General features: G+C 52.7%; 20 protein-coding genes. 2 read left to right on the top strand and 18 right to left on the bottom strand.

Annotation, left to right across the window (positions count from 1 at the left end):
- Positions 1-3 precede the first annotated feature (3 nt).
- The 5 genes from AWM70_RS07470 to AWM70_RS07450 form a co-directional block, all read right to left on the bottom strand.
- Positions 4-984: a TraX family protein gene (locus AWM70_RS07470; protein ID WP_068695124.1), complete on the bottom strand. Its 981-nt coding sequence runs from the start codon at positions 982-984 to the stop codon at positions 4-6.
- A 229-nt stretch (positions 985-1213) separates the two neighbouring features.
- Complete coding sequence (locus AWM70_RS07465) at positions 1214-2236, bottom strand: Gfo/Idh/MocA family protein (protein WP_068695122.1); 1023 nt, start codon at positions 2234-2236, stop codon at positions 1214-1216.
- A 29-nt stretch (positions 2237-2265) separates the two neighbouring features.
- On the bottom strand, positions 2266-3366 hold the full coding sequence (locus tag AWM70_RS07460; protein WP_068695120.1) for a Gfo/Idh/MocA family protein: 1101 nt from the start codon (positions 3364-3366) through the stop codon (positions 2266-2268).
- Positions 3363-4142: a sugar phosphate isomerase/epimerase family protein gene (locus AWM70_RS07455; RefSeq protein ID WP_068695118.1), complete on the bottom strand. Its 780-nt coding sequence runs from the start codon at positions 4140-4142 to the stop codon at positions 3363-3365. Before AWM70_RS07455 ends, AWM70_RS07460 begins: the two co-directional genes overlap by 4 nt.
- Before the next feature lie 123 nt (positions 4143-4265).
- Entirely contained in the window at positions 4266-5429 is a 1164-nt protein-coding gene (locus tag AWM70_RS07450) for a Gfo/Idh/MocA family protein (protein ID WP_068695116.1), read from the bottom strand.
- A 166-nt stretch (positions 5430-5595) separates the two neighbouring features.
- Between AWM70_RS07450 and AWM70_RS07445 the strand changes: the two genes are divergently transcribed.
- Positions 5596-6423 carry an AraC family transcriptional regulator gene (locus tag AWM70_RS07445; RefSeq protein ID WP_068695114.1) on the top strand — a complete coding sequence of 276 codons (828 nt, stop codon included), beginning with the start codon at positions 5596-5598 and terminating at the stop codon, positions 6421-6423.
- Between the two features lie 31 nt (positions 6424-6454).
- Here AWM70_RS07445 and AWM70_RS07440 read toward each other — a convergent pair whose 3' ends face one another.
- Positions 6455-7096 carry a TetR/AcrR family transcriptional regulator gene (locus tag AWM70_RS07440; protein ID WP_068695112.1) on the bottom strand — a complete coding sequence of 214 codons (642 nt, stop codon included), beginning with the start codon at positions 7094-7096 and terminating at the stop codon, positions 6455-6457.
- A gap of 173 nt (positions 7097-7269) precedes the next feature.
- Here AWM70_RS07440 and AWM70_RS07435 point away from each other — a divergent pair, with 173 nt between their 5' ends.
- Complete coding sequence (locus AWM70_RS07435) at positions 7270-8142, top strand: carotenoid biosynthesis protein (RefSeq protein WP_083180164.1); 873 nt, start codon at positions 7270-7272, stop codon at positions 8140-8142.
- Position 8143: 1 nt separating this feature from the next.
- On the opposite strand, the gene AWM70_RS07430 is transcribed toward AWM70_RS07435, so the two are convergent.
- The 12 genes from AWM70_RS07430 to AWM70_RS07375 all read right to left on the bottom strand — a co-directional run bounded on the left by AWM70_RS07430 (position 8144) and on the right by AWM70_RS07375 (position 23322).
- Entirely contained in the window at positions 8144-8689 is a 546-nt protein-coding gene (locus AWM70_RS07430) for a hypothetical protein (RefSeq protein WP_068695110.1), read from the bottom strand.
- 182 nt (positions 8690-8871) lie between these two features.
- Complete coding sequence (gene rpsN, locus AWM70_RS07425; RefSeq protein ID WP_068695108.1) at positions 8872-9141, bottom strand: 30S ribosomal protein S14; 270 nt, start codon at positions 9139-9141, stop codon at positions 8872-8874.
- A gap of 96 nt (positions 9142-9237) precedes the next feature.
- Positions 9238-10248 carry a metal ABC transporter substrate-binding protein gene (locus tag AWM70_RS07420; RefSeq protein ID WP_068695106.1) on the bottom strand — a complete coding sequence of 337 codons (1011 nt, stop codon included), beginning with the start codon at positions 10246-10248 and terminating at the stop codon, positions 9238-9240.
- 178 nt (positions 10249-10426) lie between these two features.
- A complete protein-coding gene (locus AWM70_RS07415) occupies positions 10427-12088 on the bottom strand; it encodes a nucleoside recognition domain-containing protein (RefSeq protein WP_068695104.1) in 1662 nt (553 codons plus the stop codon).
- The gene (locus AWM70_RS07410; protein WP_083180163.1) at positions 12082-13209 is read right to left on the bottom strand and encodes an NAD(P)/FAD-dependent oxidoreductase; all 1128 of its coding nucleotides are present in this window, start codon (positions 13207-13209) and stop codon (positions 12082-12084) included. Before AWM70_RS07410 ends, AWM70_RS07415 begins: the two co-directional genes overlap by 7 nt.
- A 61-nt stretch (positions 13210-13270) precedes the next feature.
- Positions 13271-13609, bottom strand: coding sequence for a DUF3024 domain-containing protein (locus AWM70_RS07405; protein ID WP_083180162.1), 339 nt, complete (start codon positions 13607-13609; stop codon positions 13271-13273).
- Between the two features lie 217 nt (positions 13610-13826).
- Positions 13827-17480: a cobaltochelatase subunit CobN gene (locus AWM70_RS07400; protein ID WP_068695098.1), complete on the bottom strand. Its 3654-nt coding sequence runs from the start codon at positions 17478-17480 to the stop codon at positions 13827-13829.
- Positions 17481-17498: 18 nt separating this feature from the next.
- Complete coding sequence (locus tag AWM70_RS07395; protein WP_068695096.1) at positions 17499-19457, bottom strand: VWA domain-containing protein; 1959 nt, start codon at positions 19455-19457, stop codon at positions 17499-17501.
- The gene (locus AWM70_RS07390) at positions 19454-20383 is read right to left on the bottom strand and encodes a magnesium chelatase ATPase subunit I (protein WP_237167857.1); all 930 of its coding nucleotides are present in this window, start codon (positions 20381-20383) and stop codon (positions 19454-19456) included. The genes AWM70_RS07395 and AWM70_RS07390 overlap by 4 nt, the downstream gene beginning before the upstream one ends.
- A gap of 26 nt (positions 20384-20409) precedes the next feature.
- Positions 20410-21213 carry an ABC transporter ATP-binding protein gene (locus tag AWM70_RS07385; RefSeq protein ID WP_068695092.1) on the bottom strand — a complete coding sequence of 268 codons (804 nt, stop codon included), beginning with the start codon at positions 21211-21213 and terminating at the stop codon, positions 20410-20412.
- Positions 21210-22223 carry a FecCD family ABC transporter permease gene (locus tag AWM70_RS07380; protein ID WP_068695090.1) on the bottom strand — a complete coding sequence of 338 codons (1014 nt, stop codon included), beginning with the start codon at positions 22221-22223 and terminating at the stop codon, positions 21210-21212. Before AWM70_RS07380 ends, AWM70_RS07385 begins: the two co-directional genes overlap by 4 nt.
- Complete coding sequence (locus AWM70_RS07375; protein WP_068695088.1) at positions 22213-23322, bottom strand: ABC transporter substrate-binding protein; 1110 nt, start codon at positions 23320-23322, stop codon at positions 22213-22215. The genes AWM70_RS07380 and AWM70_RS07375 overlap by 11 nt, the downstream gene beginning before the upstream one ends.
- Positions 23323-23472: the final 150 nt, after the last annotated feature.

The following is a 23472-nucleotide window of genomic DNA, read 5'->3' as shown; positions in this document are numbered from 1 at the left end:
TATTCAGCTTTTTTTGATCAGGATGGCGATTAGATATAAAAGAAACAGATGGACGGGATAAAAGAAATAAAAAACGTATTTCTGCTTTAATCCTCGTTTGCCGTTATAGAAGCGGATGAGTCCGGCGTTTAAGAAAGCCCATATTTCGATCAAACTCATACAGGTAAGGATAAACGAGCCGGCCAGCATGGATTTTACCCGCTGCCTGCGGAACACGTACATCGCTGCAATCGTCATGATTCCAAAGCCGCTGTAATCAGTCCGGAGCACCGTTGCTAATACAACCCCGATAAAGGTCACAAAAGCCATCTCCAAAGCCTTGTTCAGCCTTTGAACTGGAATTCTGGAGCTTACCGCTAAGTAAATGATAATCCATACCAGCCCGTTTACCCACAGCAGGTTTCCCAAAGTAGATTGCGGCAACGTGATTTGTGCCGAAGAGCCAAACGCATGAAAAGTCTCATTCAGCATTTGCAGCCCGGATGGGAGGACATAGAAAGCACTCAGAAATGTACAAGCCAGCAGCCCCATAACCGCCCTCAGAGAGAAACGCCTAGGGTCTGTCTCCCTGCTTCTAAGATACTCGAACCCCATCATCACCAGCAGTCCAATCCATAACGTGAAGAAGACATTTTGTTTTGCGAGATTCACAATCTGCCCGCTGAACGCGAGATCGAACGGGATTTCCGAAAGGAAAGCAAAAGCGATAAGCCGCATGGCATATTTCTGCCTATTGCCGGTATACATGAACCCCTCGACCAACAAGAAGCAGAAGATGGGAAAAGCGAGCCGGCCGGCCATTCGCATATATTGTCCGGTATGTACGAATGCGGGATGATTCCCGTTAATCTCGGGATGAATCAGAATGACGGCTGCAATATGATCGATCAGCATAGCGGTCATGGCGATGATTTTTAAGGTGCTTCCATCCAGACTAAGGGCGCTTCGCCTTCGGAGCTCCAGCTGCACAGCGCTGTTATTCAATACGATCCCTTCTTTCTCTTCCCAATTTATGCAATACGTTTGCTAAGCAAAAAAGCTTATGCTTAAATTGTATCTATTTCACTAACCGTAATCCAATATTATCTTCTTCTATTTCCTGCTTTTCCTGATTTCTTTCTGTTTTGTTTCTCCGCTTATCCTAATGAAATAAACCCGCCTTCCGGCGGGCTGGCTTACTTTAAAGTTTATTTTTTTAGCAGATGAGGCCCGTTTAAGTGCGGAGCTTGACAGACCGTTCCACACCAGAGGATCGATAAATATCGTCGGCCAGCTTGACGGCCTTCAGTCCTTCCCGCCCGTCAATCGCAAACGCCTCGCCTTTCTGCAAGCAGGCATAGAAATCCTGAATCAGGCTGGCATGGCTGCTGCCCCAATAAGATTTGCCCGGAGGTCCGGTGAGGGCCGCGGCGCCGCACAAGACGTCTTCTGCTGCTCCCTTCACCTGATACAAGGAATCGCTGCGCTGAATCAGCTTGCCTCCTTCAAAGAGAATCTCAAGCTCGACTGGGGAATTGTCCACATAGCCGTTAGTAGCATAGAACAAGGCTGTCGCCCCGTTCGTGAAACGAATGCGGGCATGCGCCGTATCCTCAACTTCGATAACGCCGTCCAGGGAATCCGTTGTAACACTTCCGCGGACAGAGCTGATGTCGCCGCCGAACCATTGCAGCAGATCAAGCGTATGAATCGACTGATTCATCAGCACGCCGCCGCCTTCGGTAGCCCATTTGCCGCGCCATGGACTTTGCTTGTAATACGCCTCGTCCCGGTACCAGGTCACGATCGCTTTCATGCCAATCAGCTTGCCTAATTCGCCTGACAATATCGTTTCTTTGATGCGTAAGGATGCTTCATTGTACCGGTTCTGAAAGCAAACCCCAAGCTGTTTCCCGCTCATGGCAGCGGCTGCGGCCAGTTCTTTCCCTTCGCTCAGCGTATGGGAGATCGGCTTTTCAGTCAGCACATGTTTGCCAGCCTTCAGGAGCGAAAGCGCCATCGGCACATGCAGATGATGGGGCGTGCATAAATGGACGACCTGGATATCCGGATTCCCCAGCAGCGCCTGGTAATCGCTCAATGCTTCGCATTCATACTCCTCACCCGCCAGACGCGCCCGCTCGGCGTCAGTATCGACCACGGCCCGAAGCCGTACCCCGTCCAGCTCGCTCAAGGCTTTGGCGTGCAGCGGGAAAATACTGCCGCAGCCGACTATGGCTGCTCCTAATTCTTTCATCGTAAATCGCCTCTCTCTATTAGAAATGCCTAGCACTGCGGCGGTTCTCCTCCCGCAGGAGTTACCTTCACCGCCAGCTCCTGAGCCTGCAGACAAAGCTCGGCTGCCTTAAATACATGCTCCTGGGTCATGGCTGTCTCCGTCCGGTTCAGGCAGTCAAGGATCAGCTCGCCGAAGAAGGGATAACCGACCTTGCCGTGAACATCGGCGTAATGCTCGCCTTTGCGGTCGGCCCAGTAGACGTGATCGCCTCCTTGGGAACGGGCCAGATCCACATATTTGCGCAGCTCGATATAACCTTCCGTCCCCAGAATGGTACATCTTCCGTCGCCCCAAACGCCAAGTCCGTCCGGCGTAAACCAGTCCACCCGGAAATAGTTCGAAGCGCCGTTATCGCCCAGCAGCGCGGCATCCCCAAAGTCCTCAAGCTCCGGATAATCGGGATTGGCATAATTAGCTACCTTGCTGTGCAGCACTTTGGCATCCTTGCAGCCGGCAAAATATAGAAATTGCTCGATCTGATGGCTGCCTATATCGCAGAGAATGCCGCCGTATTTCTCCTTCTCAAAGAACCAGGCCGGACGGTCCGGCGCATTCAGCCGGTGCGGCCCGAGGCCGATGACCTGAATGACCTTGCCAATGACGCCTTCTTTGATCAGTTTGCCTGCATAGATGGCGCTCTCGACATGAAGCCGTTCGCTGAAATAAACCATATATTTGCGCCCGGTCGCCGCGGCTGCCCGTCTGGCGTCTTCGAGCTGGGACAGCGTGGTAAACGGCGTTTTGTCGGTAAAATAGTCCTTGCCCGCAGCCATCACGCGCAGCCCCAGCGGGCCTCGTTCGTTTGGCACAGCGGCAGCCGCCACCAGCCGGACCTCCGGATCCTCCAGAATCTCTTCGGGAGAACGGGCCGCCTGGACCTGCGGGTAACGTGCGGTGAAGTCCCCCACCTTGGACGGGTCCGGATCGTACACCCATTTCAGTGTGGCACCGGCTTCGATCAGTCCATTGCACATGCCATAGATATGCCCGTGGTCCAGCGCCATGGCCGCCATAACAAATCCGCCAGGTCCGACAACCGGCTTCGCTTGATGGACCGGAGCATATATCATGCCGTTGTTTGTGCTCAAGCTTTTACCCCCTCGCATTTGCCGAGCAGGTACCGCAAGCTGATGCCCACGCTTTCAAAGGGATCGCGGCGGCATTCGTCCTGCTCCACAACCATCCATTCAACGCCCGTTTCGTCACAGGCCCGGATAAGCGCTTCATAGTTCATATTGCCTTCTCCGATTTCAGCAAAAACCTGTTTGCCGGAGACAATCGCCATATCCTTGAAATGGACGACCTGCATCCGTCCGGCCACCTTGTGGATCCATTCTACAGGGTCGCCCCCCCCGGCTTGGACCCAATACAGATCCAGTTCAAATCCGAAAGCCGCAGGATCGGTTTCATCAAACAGGATTTCCAGGCCAGTTTTGTCGCCGTATTTTTCAAATTCAAAATGATGGTTATGATACACAAATTGCAGATCGTAATCGTTCTTCAATTTGAGCGCAATTTCGTTCGCCTGCTTCGCAAAGGTTCTGTAGCCTTCGGCAGATCCCCGGTAGGATTCCGGCAGGGAACCAAGCCCGACATAACGGCAGTTCCACAGCCGGTGCTGCTCGGCAATCCCTTCCAGGTCATCCGCCAGACGATCCCATGGCACATGAGTCGCGCAGATGGAGAGCCCGGCTTCATCAGCCAGCTTCTTCACCGTTTCGTGCGGAATCGCTCCGATCCCGGAAACCTGAGCGGAGCGGTAGCCGATGGAGGCCACCTTGTTAAACGTATCCTTCAAACTTTCTTCGGTTTGCGTGAAATTTCGCAGCGTATACAGCTGTACAGCCAAGTTCTCGGGTTTCATCTATCCTCTTCACTCCTATTCTTCAATTTGAAATACGGCTTGAAAGCGCCGGTTAATATCAGACATCAGCCATTAAGTGCTTGGTATTAGGTACCAGTCAGATACGCGTTTGGGTATAAGGCTTCAATGGGTGCCCGTTACGTCCAGCGTCCGGCTCTCGTCCGTTTTCTTCTTATATTTCGAGGTGGCTATTTTGCTCTGCAGCAGCTCATGGAAACGGTCTTCATCCAGCGGGAGGTCGGCCCAGTCATCTTCCCAGGCGGACAGGTGCATGGCATTGGATAAGGTCAGGCCTTTGATCCCTTCTTCACCCGGCGCAATCAGCTGCTCGCCGTGCAGAATCGCATTTGTGAAATTTTTGAGGATGCCCAGATGCTGCTCGCCGTGGCCCGCAGGCACCGGAACTTCACATTTCCAGCATTCCGGCGCACCAAAGCCGCCGTTATAGGACGCATTAAATTCCGGCTCCGGAACCCGCAGCCGCCAGAACACAAGCTTATCGTCTTCGATGACGATTTTGCCCCGGTCTCCGGTGACCTCGAACCGGTTGGTGCCCGGCGCTTCGCCGGTGGTCGTCACGAACAGGCCGGTCGCACCATTTTCATATTCCACATAAGCCGTTACGTCGTCTTCAACCTCAATATCGCGGTATTTCCCGAAATGGCAAAAGGCGCGGACCCGCTTAGGCATCAAGCCGGTTGTCCACTGCCAAAGGTCCAGCTGGTGCGGGTCCTGATTCAGCAGCACGCCGCCCCCTTCCCCCGCCCAGGTTGCTCGCCATCCTCCGGAATTATAGTAGCTTTGAGAGCGATACCAATTCGTAATAATCCAGTTCGTCCGCCGGATCTCGCCAAGCTCGCCGGAAGCAATCAGCTCTTTCAGCTTTTGATACAGCGGATTGGTTCTCTGATTGTACATGATGCCAAACACCCGATCCGAAGCCGCTGCTCTGGCATTCATCTCTCTGACGGCTTTGGTGTACACGCCCGCAGGCTTCTCGATCAGCACGTGAAGGCCGGCGTCAAACGCCTGAATCGCCAGCGGCGGATGATCATAATGAGGCGTTGCGATAATCACCGCATCGATCAGTCCCGACTTGAACAGCACTTCGGGCTGGTCGAATTGTTGAACGTTATCCGGCAGCCGGTCTTTGGCCCAGGCCAAAGCGTCCGGGGAGCTATCGCACACGGCAGCGAGCTCAGCCCCGTTCACCTGATCGAGCAGCTCAACCGCATGCGATCTGCCCATATTTCCTATCCCGATGATCCCGTATCGTACCTTCTTCATCCCTTTGAATTCCTCCTTGGTCCTCTTATGGATAGAGAATATAACGCTTTCATCATCAGGAGAATGATTCAAACTAAGACAGATTTGTATATAACTAAGGTGTTCCTGCCAAATTTCCTGTTTGTCGATTATAATGAAGAGGATGATGAAGCAGGAGGCTGTCAACATGTCCGAAGCTCTTTCTTTAGCCGAAAGTTTAATGGAGAATCTGAGTGTATCCGTATCGCTGGTTCATTCCAGATCTCATTTTGGCGGTTGGAACCGCACCGATGAAATTCCGTCGTTTAGCCGGCTGTATTATATTGCGGATGGTGAAGGAAGCGTGCTGCTGAACGGCGAGCTCCACTACCCGAAGCCGGGGCAGCTGATGATTATGCCCGCTGGTTCTGTCCAGACCACCACCACTTCCCGGGACAACCCCTATACCCGTCACTTCTGCCATTTTGACGCCAAGATCGGCGAATGGCCGCTGTTTGCCCCCGAAGGGAAACTCATTCTTGTAGATGCGGAGGAGCCGGAGGCAACCCGGCGGCTGTTTCTGAATATGGAGGAGCAGTTCAGTCAAGGCGGGTATCTGGCTCCGCTGCGGCTCAAATCGGCGCTGCTTCATCTGCTTGCCTACTGCATGGAGCATTCCGGATATACAGCAGAGCTGGACCGCTTCCTGTTCCATGAAGAACGGGTCAAACTCGGCAGCGTACTGCAGTATATTGAAGAACATTTGGATCAGACGATCGAGATCGATACGCTGGCCGATATTATCCATCTTCATCCCAATTATTTCATTCCTTATTTTAAGAAGCTGATGGGCGTTACGCCTATCCACTATGTCCAGCAGAAGCGGATGGACAAGGCGAAGCGGCTGCTTTCTTTTTCCAATTTGTCGATTTCGGATACCGCGGAGCAGCTCGGCATGGATCTCCCCCACTTCTCTCGTACCTTCAAGAAGGCGACCGGCGTCAGCCCCAGCTCCTATCGCAGAGGAACGACGTAAATTCAAAAAAGGTGACCCACTAAATCTGGTGTCACCTTTCGTCTGTAAATGAGGATATTCCGCCTCGAATGATTCGGATAATCAAAGCAGCCATCTCGGCAGGAGGCGTTACATAACCGTCATTCACCCACTTAATCATCATGCCCGTCCCGCCCGCCTCGGCAAATTTAAATAAATATTCCGCAATTTCGGGGTCCACAGCCTCGTCAGCCAGCCATTTATGGATGCTGTAGAAGCGGACCATATCCGCAATCCGCACTGCGAAATCCGGGCTTCCATGTCCGTTAAACAAGGCAATAAACAGCTCTTTGTTCTGCAGCATAAAATGCAGGATTTGTTCAATCACCGCATATTCGTCCACCGTTTGATCCTCGGACTCGGACTTAGCACTGTTCGTATCGCTCGCTGGCTCCCCGCTCCTGCTGCTCTCCCCGCCGGTTCTGTCCTCTACATAAGCATTCAACTCATCAATGAGCTCCTGCTCCACCTGCTTCATCAAATCGAATTGATCTGTGTAATGGGCATAGAAGGTGCTTCGGTTCAAGTCCGCCAGGTCGCAGATTTCCTTGATCGTTACCTTGGAGATCGGCTTGCTCTGGATTAATTCGATAAGTGTCTCTTTCAGAATCATTTTAGTTAATTTCACACGCCGATTCGGCCCTGCAGCGTTCATGCTTCCCCCCACTTTCTCCAATAAAAATATAAATCCGACACTTAATTCCGCCGCGTCGGATTATGAACATTTGAAACCCAATTGATGGTTGTAACCCAACACTGTGTCCAGTATATTGTAGTCGTGACGGAAACACAACAATCTATAGGAAATAAAATCTAGGAGGCAACAACATGGCAAATCACTCTGCTCCCCTTGAAGCGAAACCGGCGATTCCTCATCAAAAATCTTCATTCAGCGCTGTGCGCTGGGGATTTATCGCGCTTCTCCTGATCATTACCGTGGTCAAATATATGATGCCTACTTCCGGTACGGACATTAGCATTATGGAGATCATTTTGTTCCCCATCATTCCGGTGCTGGCTTTTGTCCATGGTACTAAACGGTATGGGCTGAAAAACATGACGCTGTTCTTCGTCCTCACCTGGGTAGTCAGCAATTTCTTTGAAACGCTGAGTATCCGAACCGGATTTCCCTTCGGGAATTACCATTACACGGCTTCGATTCCACGTGTATTTGACGTTCCTTTCGTCATCATGATCGCTTATTTCGGCATGGGATACATGGCCTGGACGATCGGTCACATCCTAAACGGCCAATATGGACGGAAGCTTCGCGGCATTCAGGTGTTCCTGGTTCCGTTGATGTCGGCCTTCATTATGGTGATGTGGGATGTCGTTATGGACCCGTTAACATCAACTATTAGTCAACAATGGATTTGGGAAGACGGGGGAAATTATTACGGTGTACCGATCTCCAATTATTTCGGCTGGTTCTTCGTCGTTTATCTGTTTATGCAAATTTTTGCCCTTTACCTTGCCAAATATGACAAGAAAGGCACGGAATCGTTCAGCAAATCCTACTGGTTTGAGCCAATTGCGGTCTATGCTATTCAAAGCTTGAACTATTTGCTGCTATGCTTCACCGGTACCGGCTATCGCGACATCTACGACTCCATGGCTCTCGTGTGCGTCTTTACGATGGTGTTTGTGGCGCTGCATGCCGCCTTGACAGTAAGCCGTGCTCACGATTTGGAAGCCCAATAATTTAGTTCAACTCAGTAAACGGGTAAGAAATCCGGGTGCCGTCGTCCAAAGTGACAAACAGGTCGTCACCATTTAGGGATGATATATTTCGGTTTACAGGTATACACCAGCTCCCGTCTTCCCCTACCCTGTAACTGATTTCTAAAGAACCGCTTCCGAAAGAAGAAGGTTCATCCTTAAAAGTTACGGTCTTCATATCATCAGAAGGAAAATAACCGAATATAAAGGTTTGACCATCCGCTTGAAAGAAAGAAAATCGTTGATTGTAGGCTTGCGTATTTTTTGGAATCGGAGCCGGCTCGATGACCTTGTTCCAGCCTAACAGTCCCTTTTTCAAATAAATGGCGTCCAGCTCTTTATCATCATTCAATAAGGCTATTTCGCCTTGCGCGAAAGGGATAAATGTCCAGCTGCCGTCCTCTGAATTTAGCACTTTGGAAATGGAAGAATGGTTATAGGAATAAGTGCCCGTATAGATAACGATTGCGAGTAAGATAAGGATGCCGAGAGCAGCCGGTAAAACAGCACCTGAAATCATTCGTTTCATCACGTCTATCTCCTTTCTGATTTAACTCCATTTTATTACAATTCACCCGTCCTGCAAAAGAAAACGGCGATCTGCCCGGATGAAAAACTCCGAAGGCGGATCGCCGCTTTTGTTATTTAAAGCTTAAAACTCGATTAAAGCTCAACCAAGCACAATTAAAGCCCGTTTCGTTAATACTCTGCTTACCAGCTGGCTTTCTTCACGCCCGGAATCCGTCCCTGATGAGCCAGTTCACGGAATACAATCCGGGATACTTTATATTTGCTGAGGTAACCTCTTGGTCTGCCGCTCACCGAGCAGCGGCTGTGAAGTCTTGTTGCGGACGAATCACGCGGCAGCTTCTGCAAAGCTTCGTAATCCCCTTTGGCTTTCAGCTCTCTTCTTTTCTCCGCATATTTCTCTACCAAGGCCTGGCGTTTTAGTTCTTTTACCACTTTGGATTTTTTAGCCACTGAAAATCAACCTTTCTGTTTATAAATTGGGTTAGATTGTTTTTTTAGATCGGGTTTTGATTGCATTGTAAAATGCCGTTATAAGAGTGATACGAGTTATTCATTCAAAGCTTTTTGCAGCGCGGTCAGATTCTGTTTCATGACACTAATATAATTCTGGTTCTGGGCCAGCTCTTCATCGGTCAACCCTTCCAGCGGATTCAGCACATCCGACTTGGCGCCGATTTCCTTGGCGATGGTCTCAGCAACATTGGATGAAACCAGCGTTTCAAAAAAGATCGTCTTCACCTGGTGTTCCTTGGCGAATTGTACAATCTCCGCCATTTTGGCAGCTGACGGCTCCTGATCCGGCGACAAGCCGGCAATAGGCACCTGCGTCAGGCCGTATTCTCTAGCCAAATAACCGAACGCCGCATGCTGCGTGATGAAATCCGTGCGTTTTGGATCTTTCAGGCTGTCCTTAAACTGCTGATCCAGCGTTTGCAGCTCGGCTATATAAGCATCAGCATTGGCTTTGAACGTATCTGCATCGGCCGGATCGGCTTGAGACAAACCCTGCTCGATATTTTGAACTTCCTTGATGGCAAGTGCCGGAGACAGCCAGACGTGAGGGTCCAGTCCCGAGTGATCCTGATCCTGGCCAGCCTCTTCTTCGCCGGATTCGCCTTCTTCCTCTTCCACAAAGCCGTCCATGATATCCAGTCCTTTGCTGGCTTCAATGAGATTCAAATGTCCGCCTGTCGCACTGGAAGTGACCTGGTCGATCCAGCCCTCCATACCTGCGCCATTATAGACCAATACGTCTGCATCCGTAATTTCTGCAATATCCTTGGGCGTAGGCTCCCAATCGTGAGGTTCGGCGCCAGCCGGAACCAGATTGTGCACCTCGGCAAGATCGCCCGCTACGTGACGGGTAAATTCGTACATCGGGTAGAAGCTTGTTTCAATCTTAAGTTTCACCCCGGCAGTCGATACCGCCGATGAGTTGGATGCTGACACAGCATCCCCGGCTTGACTTTGACCTCCGGTCTGTTTCGATCCGCATCCTGCTGCAACCAGAACTAAAGATAATGAAAGTATAACGAGTAGCTGTTTCCTGCGTTTCATTTCTAAACCCCTTTTCTAATAGAACCCTTTAAACCGTGTCTTTCGATAAGCTTTGGCCGTCTAGTTCTGACTGGCCAATAACTATGTACCTGTTAATTATTCGTAATAATTACGATTACAAGATTCGATTATATCGTAACGATTACGATTTGTAAACAGGTGTCTTCGATCTATCCGATTAATGCCAAGCCGTCAACCAGGCGATCAGCATCGAGACACACACCGATGTCAAGAGCTGCTTGCCCGCAATAGACGCGGCTGTCCGTATCCCCATTTCTTTGCGGATCGTCCAGAGCGTAACGAGGCACGCTGTCAATGTCGAGGCCAGAAATACCAGAACAAACAGCTGTGACGTCTGCAGGCTGGCAACCAGAGCTCCTCCATCCTGGTTCAGCGTTAATAATCCGTCTTTGCGCAGCACGGAGAACAGGATTCCGTTCGAAGCTTCTTCGGGCAGCCTGAAGATCTGCAAGGCAGGTGCAGCCCATTCAGAAAGCTTGTTCAGCACGCCCCAATAATTTAAGCTTGCGGCCACCAGGCAAATAAGCAGAAAGATCGGCATAGCCTGGGTCAGAAACTGCTTGATGACCGAGCGCAGCCGCCAGGATACGGCTTTGCCGGAAGGCACCTGCAGGAAGGTTTTGGCTTCATAAGCCGGCAGCGGGAGGTTATGGCCGTGCCGGTTCCAAATCCGGGTATGAACCGCTCCCGCTATAAATAGGACGGCCAGATAAGGGACAAACAGCCATAGCCTTCCGGCCGAGCTGAAGATCGACAGCGAGGCGCCGATCTGATAGCTGCAGGCAGAGCCGAAAGCGATCAGGGATACGCAGGCCTGACGGGTGCAGCTGCTGCAGGTTCTGCTCTGGAAGACGGCTACAACGTTGCAGCCAAAGCCGGAAATGACGGGGATCAAATCCCTGCCCGTCAAGCCTATTTTCCTAAGCCAGCCATCAAGCGAATCCGTTATCCGGTCCTTCAAGCCGCTTTCCTCCACGACCGCCAGGCTGAAGCCAAGCAGCAGTACCACGGGGAAAGCCCAAACAAAAGAATACAAGCCTAGAGAGATTAACCCGTAATCGCCGATCAATAAGGATTGAATGAACGCCGGGGCTGCTTGGAGTCCTTGTTTGACCGGATCAATAATGGCGGAATCGAGCAGCGGCTGCAGCCAGCCTGAGATTAGATACGCCAAAACAACCGGCAGCGCAAACATCAATAACAAAGTACAAAGCGAAAGCCATCTTCCCCAAACCGCATGCTCAAACCAGGTTTCCTGCGGCTTAACGGCCTCCATAACCATATCCGGCGCAGCTGCCCCCTGACGAATAGGCCGTGATAGCCGCAGCCCGGCTTGAATCTGCCGGATTTTCCCTTCCGATAAATGACGGGTGTCTACCGTTATAACGGGGATACCCAGCCAATCCTTGAGCTGTTCGGCCAGCTGATAAAGCTGAGTGGTTGTCTTATCTTCGAAGGTTAAGACCAGCACGCCCGGTTTGGATTCAACTTGAGCGGCTTCGAGCAGGCGGGGCAGTTCCTCGGAAGCATGCGTGCCCCGGACGACTAACAGCACCCGGTCTGATTCTGACAAATGCTGCATGGCGATCCGGGTCGTCAGACTGTCATCCTTCAGCCGCATGCCGGGCAGATCAATCAGATCCATGTCCTCCGTGAACCTTGCTTGACGCGACATGACGGTAGAACCTTTGAAATTGGCTTCCTCCCCGGTTGCTTCGCCCGTCAAGCCCCGGAATAAGGAGGATTTGCCGGAGGACTCAAAGCCTATCAGAACAACGTGCTGCTTGCCGGGTGCCAGCTGGGCCGCCGCATTCAGCATGTGCAGTCTTCCTCGCAGCAGGACAGGTCGTCCAGCAGCATTGTTTTTCTGCGGTAATTTTCCAGCGCTTCAGTGGAAAGTCCCAGCCGCTCGGCCATAACCCCGGCAATGACGGCAAACCGCTGGCGGAACTTGTAAATAAAACAAAGCTTCAAATGCTGATGAACGACACTTGGCCCGGAGACAAACAGCCCCGGCGTCCGTGTCGACTCGTCTACCTGGCTTAGAAGAATCTGCCCGTCTTCCCCCCGCTCCAGCAGCGATTCGATCAGACCCAGACTGCCTTTAAATCCCGTTGCAAGGATAGGCGAAGCGGCGGTCTTGAACAACCGGCTTGTCCCCTCCATGTCCTCGGCATAAACAACAAATCCGCCCTGCTCATCCGGCTCTACCCACTGCACTTCCAAACCGCCGGCAAAATCGATTTTAGCTCCGGCATCAAGGGCCTTGACCCGGTCTTTAGTGAAAGGCGAAAGCTCCATGCTGGGATCGCTGCTGTCTTTATCCAGCCATTTGACGCCCCGGTCAATGATCGTCACTTTCGTTCCTGCCCGGCTTAAATGAATAGCCGAATCCGCCCCGCTCTCAAACCCGCCGATGACGATCCTTTCCTCACTGACATGATCATCCCAGCTCTGTACCAGACTGTTATGTATGCAGTGTTCGGCTCCGGGGAATCCGCCCAGATTCGGATACTGGAACTCCCCAGCCGCCCAAACCACAAACCGGCTGCTCATAACACCTTTGCTGGTATAGACAAGAAACCCTTCGGACGTCGGCTCGATCCGCGTTACATCCACCCCGGTTTGAATCGGAAGTTCTTTATATTTCGCAACAGCTTCCAGATAATCCGCGTACTCTTGACCCGATGGGTGTTCGGTGCCCAAGGTAAAAGCCGGGGAGGTGTCGATGGAAATCGTGTTCAGATCCAGAAGCCCGTAGGCGTTGCCCGTAAAAGAAGGGGTAATCATCCGCATTTCTTTAGGCCATAACCTGAAGGAGGCCCCCACGGAATCCCGTTCCAGCACACAAAAGTTAGTCAGCTTCAAATCCTGCAGCACTATGCCAAGCCCGATACCGGAAGGTCCTGCGCCTACGATAATACAATCCATTGTCTCCATGGAAATCCCTCCAGTTGATGTCATTACAGTGTTAAAATGAACCGTGAATAACGAACCCTTGTTATTCCGGCCAAAAAATCCCCAGCGAGTCCCGTTCTACTTGTTCCAGCTGGGCTTCAAAATCCATGGAAGGCTGGATAACATCAACGCAGATCCAGCTCTTGTCTTCTGAACTAGGCGCATATACCCTCCATCCTTCCTCGCTCCAGCAAAACCTTGCGATGTTGACCTTGTCCCATACATATCGGCAGGCAGAAGGACGTTCTTCCGCCAGAATTAATTCGTCCCTGCTGATGTCATAAGTCAACCGAACAGAAACACGCAGTTCAGGGGGAACCTTTTGCGCGATATAACCATTCATAATGGCCCCGATTCGGGTTAAGGTGAAGGAATCCAGCATCTGTTGTTCACACTCCGTCCCATAGTTGAGAAAGTAAACCGTAATTATACGAGCAAAGACGCTTCTCTATATTTAATCGTAATAATTACGAATAAAGAATAACAGAGTTGATCCCTTTTGAAAAGTCCTTATTAGAAAAGTAAAGAAGAAAAAGCAAGAAAGGGACTGACCCGGACAGGACAATTCCCTTTCTCTGCTGACATTTTCCTTGATAAATCTAAACCGGCTCGGCTTCGCTTCCTTCCAGTTCACCCTCCAGCTCCATCATCCGGTTGTAAAGGCGGCTCAGCTCTTCCTCGGAAGCCTCCCAATACTGCCGCTGATGGCTCTCCAGCAGCGTTTCAAGCATATGATGGTAGGCCCAGCGGTTGTTCTCCTCCATCTGCCTGCTTCGCTGCTCATCCGCTACGTAGGTTTCATGCAGCGCCGAGAACATCCAGGTTTCCACCTTTGAGGTCGTGGCGGCAAGGCCCAGCATGTTATGGAACCGCTCCGCTATTTTCTGGACGCCGTGATAGGAATGCTCCAAGAGTCCGTCCATCCATTTCGGATTCAGAATTCTCGTCTGCAGACCCCGTTGAATCGAAGCCTGCACATCCTCCGTAAGCACATGTTGGCCGGTCGTATCCGAAATGTAGATTTCCGCCCGCGTCCCTTTGGACAATTCCACTGATTTCGCCAGACCGCCAAAATATTCATAATAATGATCCAAATCGGTGACTTCATGTTCATGATTGCTTCGAACCTGGGAGACGATGTCGACCGCCTTCAAATTCATGCTGAACAGATCACCTGCCTCTTGGCCCCTGGTTTGGCGGCTGTAGACATACTTCAAGCTGTCCATATAGCTTCGTCCCAAATCCGCCTCTTCCGTCCAGGCCCGCGTCTCCACCAGCTTGTTGACCCGGGCTCCATATTCACCTTCAGCGGGACCGAAGATCCGGGCGCACGCCAGATCCCAGGCCGCCTTAGGGTTCATTCCGTCTTTCACAAGCTGCTCATAGATCCGGTGAGTCTGCTTCTTGAATTCGTTGTCAGTGTCGTCTTCTTCCAAGGTGGAAATCTGCTCAAACAACTGGTTCAGATCTTCGATTAAATTAGGGAACATGTCCCGGAAGAAACCGCAAATATTAATCACCACATTCATTCGGGGCCTGCCAAGCTCTTGAACGGGAATAAATTCATATACGGGTTGATTCAAGGCATTTCGCCGGGCGATTCGCGCCCCCAAATAACTCAGGATTTGACCAAATGTCTCTCCCTGGGTCCGGGACGTTTCCAATCCCCACATGACAACAGCAATCGTCGAAGGAAACGCTCCTTGCTCCTTCTTGTATAAGGCGAGTGTGTTCGCTGCCAATCTCTCTCCCCGCTTGACTGCAGTGTCGCTGGGAACGGCACGGGGGTCAAACTGATACAAATTGTATCCGGACGGCAAAATATGCGGATGACGCACCACATCGCCGGCCAGCTTGGCCGGAACATACTTCCCGTCCAAGGCATGGGTCAGCTGCTCCAGCTCGCGGTTTGCCTGCGCCAGCTCAAAGGCTTGTTTGCCGAACGCCCAGGTTTTGGACCACTCCTGCTCCCATTCCGGGGAACCGGAGCGAGTGAACGGAATTTCACCGGTCCGCGCAAATAGATCAGTAACCGCGGCGGCCTCTTTATCCAGACTTTCAAGGGCTTCCAGCTGATTTCGCTCCACCAGCTGCTCGTAATCCCACTGCTTGCGCGCAGCCAACAAAGAGACAAGGGAACGGGCTTCCGCCCGGTCATGCTTCAATACAAACCCCATATAATCCGCTGCATGCTGCCGGCTGTTCCTGTCACCCAGGATATGCAGTCCATGAGGAATCAAGGAACGGCGCATCCGGTACAGCTCCTTCTCTATCTCTTCCAGGTCATCTCCATTTAAGTGAAGCGATTGGGCAGCTTCCCGGATTTGAAGGACCAGCTCTTCCGCCTGCCCGGGATTCAGCCTTTGAGCCTGATAATAGTCGTGCAGAAGCCCATCCAGCTTATTGAAATCCCCGTACAGCTCCGCTTCTTCAAACGGAGGTGACTGATAGCTGATCAGCACTGCATGACTTCTCCGCTTGGCGATCATCGCTTCCGAAGGATTCCCCATGTAATAGTAGTAGAAATGCGGGAGATCCCCGATCAGCTCATCCGGCAGACAATCCTGCGACATGCCCGCTTCTTTGCCTTCCATGAATTCCAGCGTGCCGTGCGTACCGATATGAAGCAGGGCATCGGCCTGGAAATGTTCACGGATATATTGGTAGAACGCCAGGTATTGATGAGGCGGCAGCTGGGATTTGTCATGATAGGATTTGGAAGGATCCTCATGAATCCCCCGGGTCGGCTGCAGCCCTATAAAGACATGGCCATTGATAAAGCCCGGAATTTGAAAATGCTCCTTCTCCGCCATCACCTCACCCGGAGGGGGGCCCCAGCGCTGCAGCATCGATTGGGCTCTCTTGGGATTGCGGGAATGCTGATACTGCTTAGCAGGAAAAGGGATCAAGCCGGACCGGGAATTCCCATCGGCCCAAACGGCGGAATTGACCAGTCCTTCCTGCAGCATTTTGCTGCGGATTTCCTCTCCGGTCATTTCTTCCACTTGGTAGCCTTCTTTTTTCAAATGGGAAAGAATGCGGGACAGCGATTCAAAGGTATCCAGAAACGACCCGCCAAACAAATTGCCTTCACCCGGCGGGTAATTGTATCCGATGATGGCGACCTTTTTATCCTCTCTCGGCTTGCTCTGCAGAGTCAGGTATCTCGTTATACGTCTGACCAAACGATCTGCCCGGTCGCCGATCACCGAAAGCTGCTTCCAATGGGAGCCTATCTCGTCGTCTCCCCCGCCCGGTTCCATGGTAGCTACCGGCAGCAGGTCAATCGCCCCGTCCAATTCCGGCAGCATCATCTGGACCATAAATTCCGAGGGAGCTAATCCTTGAGGGGAGGATTCCCAATCTGAACGCTGTTTGCGGGTGAGGAAAAAAGGATGCACCAGCGGAACCTTCAGCTCCTCGAGCAGCTCCATGACCTGGGCCGAATCACCGCCTGTAGGTCCCGACCCCAGGCGGAACGGGATGAAATTGACGATCAGCCGAACCTGCGATCCATCCGCCCCGCCGCAGCTCAAATAATGCCGCAGCTTCTGGACATCGATACCGGCAATGGAGGCAAAGCCGACGGGCAGAACATTGGCTCCGGCTTGTTCCCGAATTTTGCGGATGATGGAAGAAACGACAGGCCGGGTATCCAAGGGATACGAGTTCCCCATAAAGAGAACCGCAACCGTTGGTTTTGAGAGCTCGGCTCCCGCTGCCTTCCAGTAGTCGCCGGTCGTCTCAAACTGTTCCCCCGTTTCGGCCTCCATGATCTGTATCCCTTCAAGCAGAACGGGAACCGGAGGGCAAGCCCACTGATCAGGGCGCCCGCTGTATTGATGCAGGAGATAGGCTAACAGGTGCTCCAGGTTCTGAAGGCCAGAACCCTGCCAATAGGCACGGATTTGCTGTCTGGACTCTTGTTCCTTCGGGGTCATTTCGCCAAGCGACAGAGCTCCCTCCATTTGGCGATAATTGCCCCCTACCGGGATCAGCTTGGCCTTTACAGATTTGCATATTCCGATCACGGGCTGGAGCTTCTCCGCCGGGCTCCCGTGGGCATCCAGGAGGATGAGATCCGCTTCTTCTGCGGCGGATTGGATGCTGCAAAGCGGATCATCGTCAAATGAACCCTCCAGATTAAACACGGATAAGGTGAGTGCTTCTCTCTCTTGCTCCCTCATCCGGGGATACACCGTGGAGAGATCCCGAAGCGCAGACTGGGAGGCTGAGAACAGGACTACTTTCATTCGTTTACTTCCTCCTCTTTAATGTAAAATATGCCGAACCGCGTTCACGACTTCGCTGTCCTGCAGCTGTTCAAGCTTATAATAGGAAGCGCCCATCACTTCCGCCAGCTTCCGGGCCTGACCGAGCCTGAGATAACCCTGCTCGGTATCCAGAACCAGCGTATGCATGCCTGCCTGACGAAACCGGGAGGCCAAACGGTGGCACTCCTCCGTGATCTCGGCGATGGACATGCCCGGTACCGTGCCTTGATTCGCTTTGCCGTCCGTTAACCACACGACTACGGGTGCCTGTCCTTGATTTAACAAGCCGTGCTTCTGCACCATATCCCAAGTGGAACGGAGCGCATGACCCAGCGGTGTGCGGCCCCCGGTCGGCAGTTCCCGCAGCTGCTTGACGGCGAATTCTACGCTGCGGGTAAAGGGCAGAACCAGCTCGGCTTCATTTTTGCGGAAGGCCAGCATGCCGATCCGGTCTCTCTGCACATAGGCCTCATTCAGCAGCGTATAAATGGCTCCCTTTACGGCCTCCATTCTTTTGCGGGCCGACATGGAGCCGCTGGCATCTACTGCAAATAGAATCACCGTGCCGCTTCGGGCATACCGAACCTTTTGCCTGAAATCCCGTGCCTCCAATTGAAAGGCCGTCTGTTTCCCGGTTCGGATACGCTGAAAGGGCGCAGCCGCCCTCAGGGTCGCATCAAGCGCCAAATCTGTGATTTTTCCTTTTGGCAGTGCGGCAGCCCTATACCGGCCCCTTTGGTTAATGGATCGGACAAGCTGCCTTTTGCCGCCTCCGCCTTGTTTCGCTTGCGTCTTGTTTAATGCGGCATTGACTTGAATTTTTAGCGCCTCTTCTGCCAGCGAACGGCCGATCTCATGGATTTTTTCCCTGTCCGGCTTGTCGGAGGACGGCTCGGACAGCTGTTCATCGCTCGACAAAGATGCTTCAAATGGATTTTGTTCCTCCCGAGGTTCATGCCCCTGCAAGGAGCTGCCGGCGTTTGAGGACGGGGAACCCGCGTTGAACTCCTGATCTTCCTCCGGTGCTTGCCCGGACTCGCCGCTTCCCTCCGTTTCCCGCGGATGGGCTTGCTCCGGCCGTTCCTTCATCCGATGCGGCAGAACCCACCGCGCAACCCCAGCGATATCCGCCTCCGTTACGGATGTCCGGTTCTCCCAGGCAGCAAGCGCCCTTGCACTTTCGATCAAAAAATACTCTCCCCGCTGCCCATCGCAGCCGGCTTCATGCGCAACCTCTGCAGCCAGGAGCAGTACTTTCGGCTGCGCAGTGACTGAGGGAAGCAGCGCCGACGCCCGTTCCAAACGCTGCCGGAGCTGCTTCATCTGCTCGCTGTATTGATCAATAAAGGAAGCCGGATCCTCTTCGAAGGCCAAACGCCTGCTTGAGATTTCCAGCCGATTTTGAACGTCAAAGTCGTTAGGGATAAACAGGCAGAGCCCAAATCCATCCAGAATTCCGGGTGACAGTTCGCCTTCTTCGGGATCCATGGCAGCAAATAAACGGAAAGAGCAAGGCATTTCGCGTGAGACACCTTCGCGTTCAAGCTGCAGCCTTTTGGATTTGGCACCTTCCATCAAAGGATAAAGGAGTTCGGCGGGCAAACGATTGATCTGATCCACCAGCAGCAATCCGTTGTCGGATTCGGCAAGCAGCCCCTCCCGGAACTTGATGCCGGCTGAGTCACCTGCCGCCTCTCCCGCGGCTCCGTTTAATCCTCCCCAATCCAGGCCGCCAAGCAAGCGGTCTTCGGTAACGCCAACCGGAATGACCGTTGTTCTAAGATGAGGGACGAGCTCCCTCAGTCCGTTAAGCCAGGTCGACTTGCCGGTCCCTTTGGGTCCGCTCAGCAGCACACCGCCCAGTCCAGGATGAAGAAGATGCAGCATAAGGGCTAGCGCTGTTCCTTGCTTCTCTCCGCCGGTCATCGCAGGGAAAGGAAAGGGTTGAAGACTCATGAGGATAGAGCCCCAACTTCCCGCAGCACCTGAAGCACCTTCTCTGTTGTTCCCGTTTGATGCTCAAAAGGCGATTTCTTGAGCCGGTGCGGCATGGCGAGCACCGCAGCCCGGCTAAGATGCTCCAGTTCCGCTTGGCTGCTGCCTTCAAGCGCGGCCAGCGTCAGGGCCGTCTTGATCATTGTGATGTCTGAGCGGTGCCCGTCTACCTGCAGAGCGATGGCAATTTCGGCTGCTTTCTGCAGAATTTCCTGACTTGGCTTGAGCGCAGGCAGCAGCTCCCTTGCCTGAAGAATTTTGGCTCTCAATTGCTCCTGCTCGGATCGGAACCGGTCATGGAAAGTTGCCGGATCGGCTTCAAACGCCAATCTGCGCTCAATGACCTCTACGCGTTCTTCGATCTTCTTCTCTCCTGCTACTTCAACGGATAAAGCAAACCGGTCCAGGAGCTGAGGTCTCAAATCCCCTTCCTCGGGATTCATCGTTCCGACAAGAATGAACCGGGCAGGATGGGAATGGGAGATGCCTTCGCGTTCAACCGTATTGATGCCGGAAGCGGCCGCATCCAGCAGCACATCGACGATCTGATCGTCCAGCAGATTGATTTCATCCACGTACAGGATGTGCCCGTCAGCCTGGGCCAGCAGTCCGGGATCAAACTTCTTCTCCCCGTGCCGGATGGCGTGTTCAATATCTAGCGTTCCGACGACCCGGTCTTCCGTCGCGCTGACCGGCAGGTTCACCACGTGCAAGTCATCAAGAAGCTCGGACGCTGCGCGGACGGCCGTGGATTTGGCGGTTCCCTTCTCCCCTTTAATCAGCACGCCGCCGAGTTTGGGATTAACCAGATTTAGCAATATGGCCGTCTTCATCGTTTCCTGGCCGATGATGGCCGTAAACGGGTAAGTTTCTTGGTGTATAGTCAATGTCATCATCCTTTGCAAGCTTTAGATCAGGGAGTTGAATCAGCCGTTCTATCCCTTCCTATAATGCGGCAGTAAGGTCTGCCGGTCTGTTCATCCCGCTGGACTGCTGCCGTTACGCCGAACACTTCTTTAAGCAGACCTGCATTCATGATCTGCTCCGGCACTCCCCGGGCGTAAATTTGCCCTTCGCGCATCACGATCAGCTCGTCGCTGAATTGGCAGGCCTGGTTGATATCATGAAGCACCAGCAGAACGGTCATGGATAGTTCCCGATTCAGCTGCCGGGTAAGCTCCAGAATTTCCATCTGATGATGAATATCCAGATACGTTGTGGGTTCGTCCAGCAGCAGAACGTCCGTCTTCTGAGCCAGAGACATGGCGATCCAGGCCCTCTGCCTTTCTCCCCCGCTCAGACCCTCGATATTCCGGTGCTCCAGATGCTTTAACGAAGCCGCCTTAAGCGCCCAATCTATGATTCTCTCATCCTCTTCTTTCCGGTTGCTTAACAGAGATTGATGAGGAGAACGCCCGTAAGCCACAAGCTCCCGGACCGTCAAATCAGCCGGCTCATTGGACTGAGCCAAATAAGACAGCTTCTGCGCCACCTGTTTGGGCTTCATCTGTTTCATGTTCTGCTCCTGATAGAAAACCTGCCCTTCCGGAACCTTCATCTGCTTAGACAACGCTTTTAGGAGCGTGCTTTTCCCGCAGCCGTTCGGGCCGATAATGCTGTACACTTTCCCTTGTTCAATCGATAAGGACAACTCCCGGATTACGGGAGCTTTCCCCCCATATTTGAGAGTCACCTGGCTGGTCGACAAAATGCTCATGACCGATTCCTCCTTAATAAATACAGGAAAAACGGCGCGCCAAACGCCCCCATAATGATACCGACCGGAAGCTCCGTGGGCGCCCATACAATTCGAGCCAGCGTGTCGCAGAAAGCAACAAGCGCCGCCCCCAGCAAGGCCGAGGAAGGCACCAGCAGACGATAATCGCCGCCTACCAGCAGACGCGCCGCATGCGGAACAATCAATCCGACGAATCCCAGCAGACCGGCTACGCTGACGGAGCTGGCCGCAAGCATCGTAGCGACCGCCGTCATCAGCAGGCGGATCCACTCCACCCGGACGCCCAAATTCCGCGCCGCCGAATCTCCTAACATCAGCAGGTTCATCTTGGGAGCGCCTACAACCGCAGCAAGCAGTCCGAGCAGCGCATAAGGGAGAATAAGCTGGACATGGGGCCAGCTTTTGGCCGCCAATCCGCCGACCATGAAGACAAGAGCGCCTTGTACACGGTCGCTGTAGAAGACTAACAAACCGGAAATCCCGGCGCCGAGGAAAGCCGATACGGCAACGCCGGAAAGCGCGATCCGTACCGGCTGTATCCCGTCTCTCCAGGCCAGCAAATAAATAATGACGGCCGCCGAGGCGGCGCCCAGGAATGCGATGGGCGGAAGCAGGTATTCATATTCCGGCCAGACCAGCATCACCAGAATGCCGAACAAGCCGGCTCCGCTCGATACGCCGATAATATGGGGATCTGCCAAAGGATTGCGCATGATGCCCTGCAGCAGGGAGCCGGATACAGCCAGACAGGCCCCGACCAGCAGCCCCACTATAATCCGGGGGATCCGGATATTCCAAATAATTTCCCGTAAAGGCCCCTTAAAGCTTCCATCGAACAAATACCGGATTAAATCCGGCAGCGGAACCTTGACGGCGCCGACACAAAGACTGAATATGCTGGCTCCAACAACCGCCAGAATCAGAAGCGTTATAACTGATAGACGATATAACGCTTTTTCCTGATAGGGATTCGTCCACTTATTTACCATGGCCTTGCTGAGGGGCGCCGGAAGCCTCTTCTTTCGCTGGCGCTCCGAAAATATCCGGATACACATATTGGGCCAAATAAGTCATGGATTCATCGTATTTCAGTCCCGGGTTGGTCAGGAACAGCGAAGAAGGCACGATCACGACATGTTTCTCCTTCACGGCTTTCAAGGAGCTCCAGGCCGGGTTGCTTTCCATATCCGTTTTGATCTTCTTCTCTCCGGTTGCCCGGCTGCCGTGAATGATCAGAAACAGATAATCGGGATCCTGCTCCACCAGCTTCTCCAGGCTGTAAGGAACCGTTGTCGGGCTTTTCTTATCCGGTTCAAGCTGTTCGGCGACGTTGGTCATATTCATGGTTTTGGCGATATCCAGACCAATGGTTCCAGAGCGCTGAATAGAGACGGAAGCCGGCGTTACATTCATGTTAGCAAACGTTAATTGTTTATCCGGCAGTTTGGCTTTAATGGCGTCCACCCGCTGCTGCAGCTGATCCAGCTGCTCTTTGGCTTCGGCTTCTTTGCCCGTGATCTTGCCGAGAAGCTCCACCGTATCGGCGATCTGGTCATACGAGGACACCTGCATTAAGGCAAATGGAATCGAGCTGCTTTCAAAGGTTTGAGCCAAATCCTTGTGGAACCGCGGCTGGCCGATCACAAGATCCGGCTGCAGCGCGAGAATCTTCTCGCTGCTTACCTCGGAGACCTGGCCTACACTTTCCGCCTTCTCCGCTCCCGAAGGAAGCTCAATATCCGCGGCGTCTGCCCGACCCAGCACCTCGCCGCCGATGGCATAAATCATATTGAGAATTTCAGGAGAAAGCACCACGATGCGCTGCGGCTGGCTGGATAATGTGACCTCCCGCCCTTCGGTATCCTTAAAGCTGAGGAAAGGGGCGTTTGCTTGATTGCTTGAGGCAGCTGCCTGGGACGTATCTGTATTAGCATTTGAAGCTGACGTTCCATTTGCCGCCGAAACGGCAGGATCGGAGCTTCCGGACTGTTCCTGAACTGAAGAATTGGACGACCCGCAGGCGGATAAAGTTAAAGTAAGCATCAATCCGATAACTGCTGCGGATGTTTTACGACCTGATAAATTCATTTCTCTCAATCTCCCTTATATGTAATCCATAGTTGTACAGCTTGCAGAGGATCCTTCGAAGTTTGGTCTATTCCCTCCCTTGTTGGTTTTCTATATCCAAGGATATGCCAGCTTCCTCTGCTCTTTTAATCGTAATGTTTACGATTATAT

This window comes from Paenibacillus yonginensis, from assembly GCF_001685395.1.
Classification (GTDB): domain Bacteria; phylum Bacillota; class Bacilli; order Paenibacillales; family Paenibacillaceae; genus Fontibacillus; species Fontibacillus yonginensis.
This window is presented reverse-complemented; position numbering and strand designations above follow the sequence as displayed.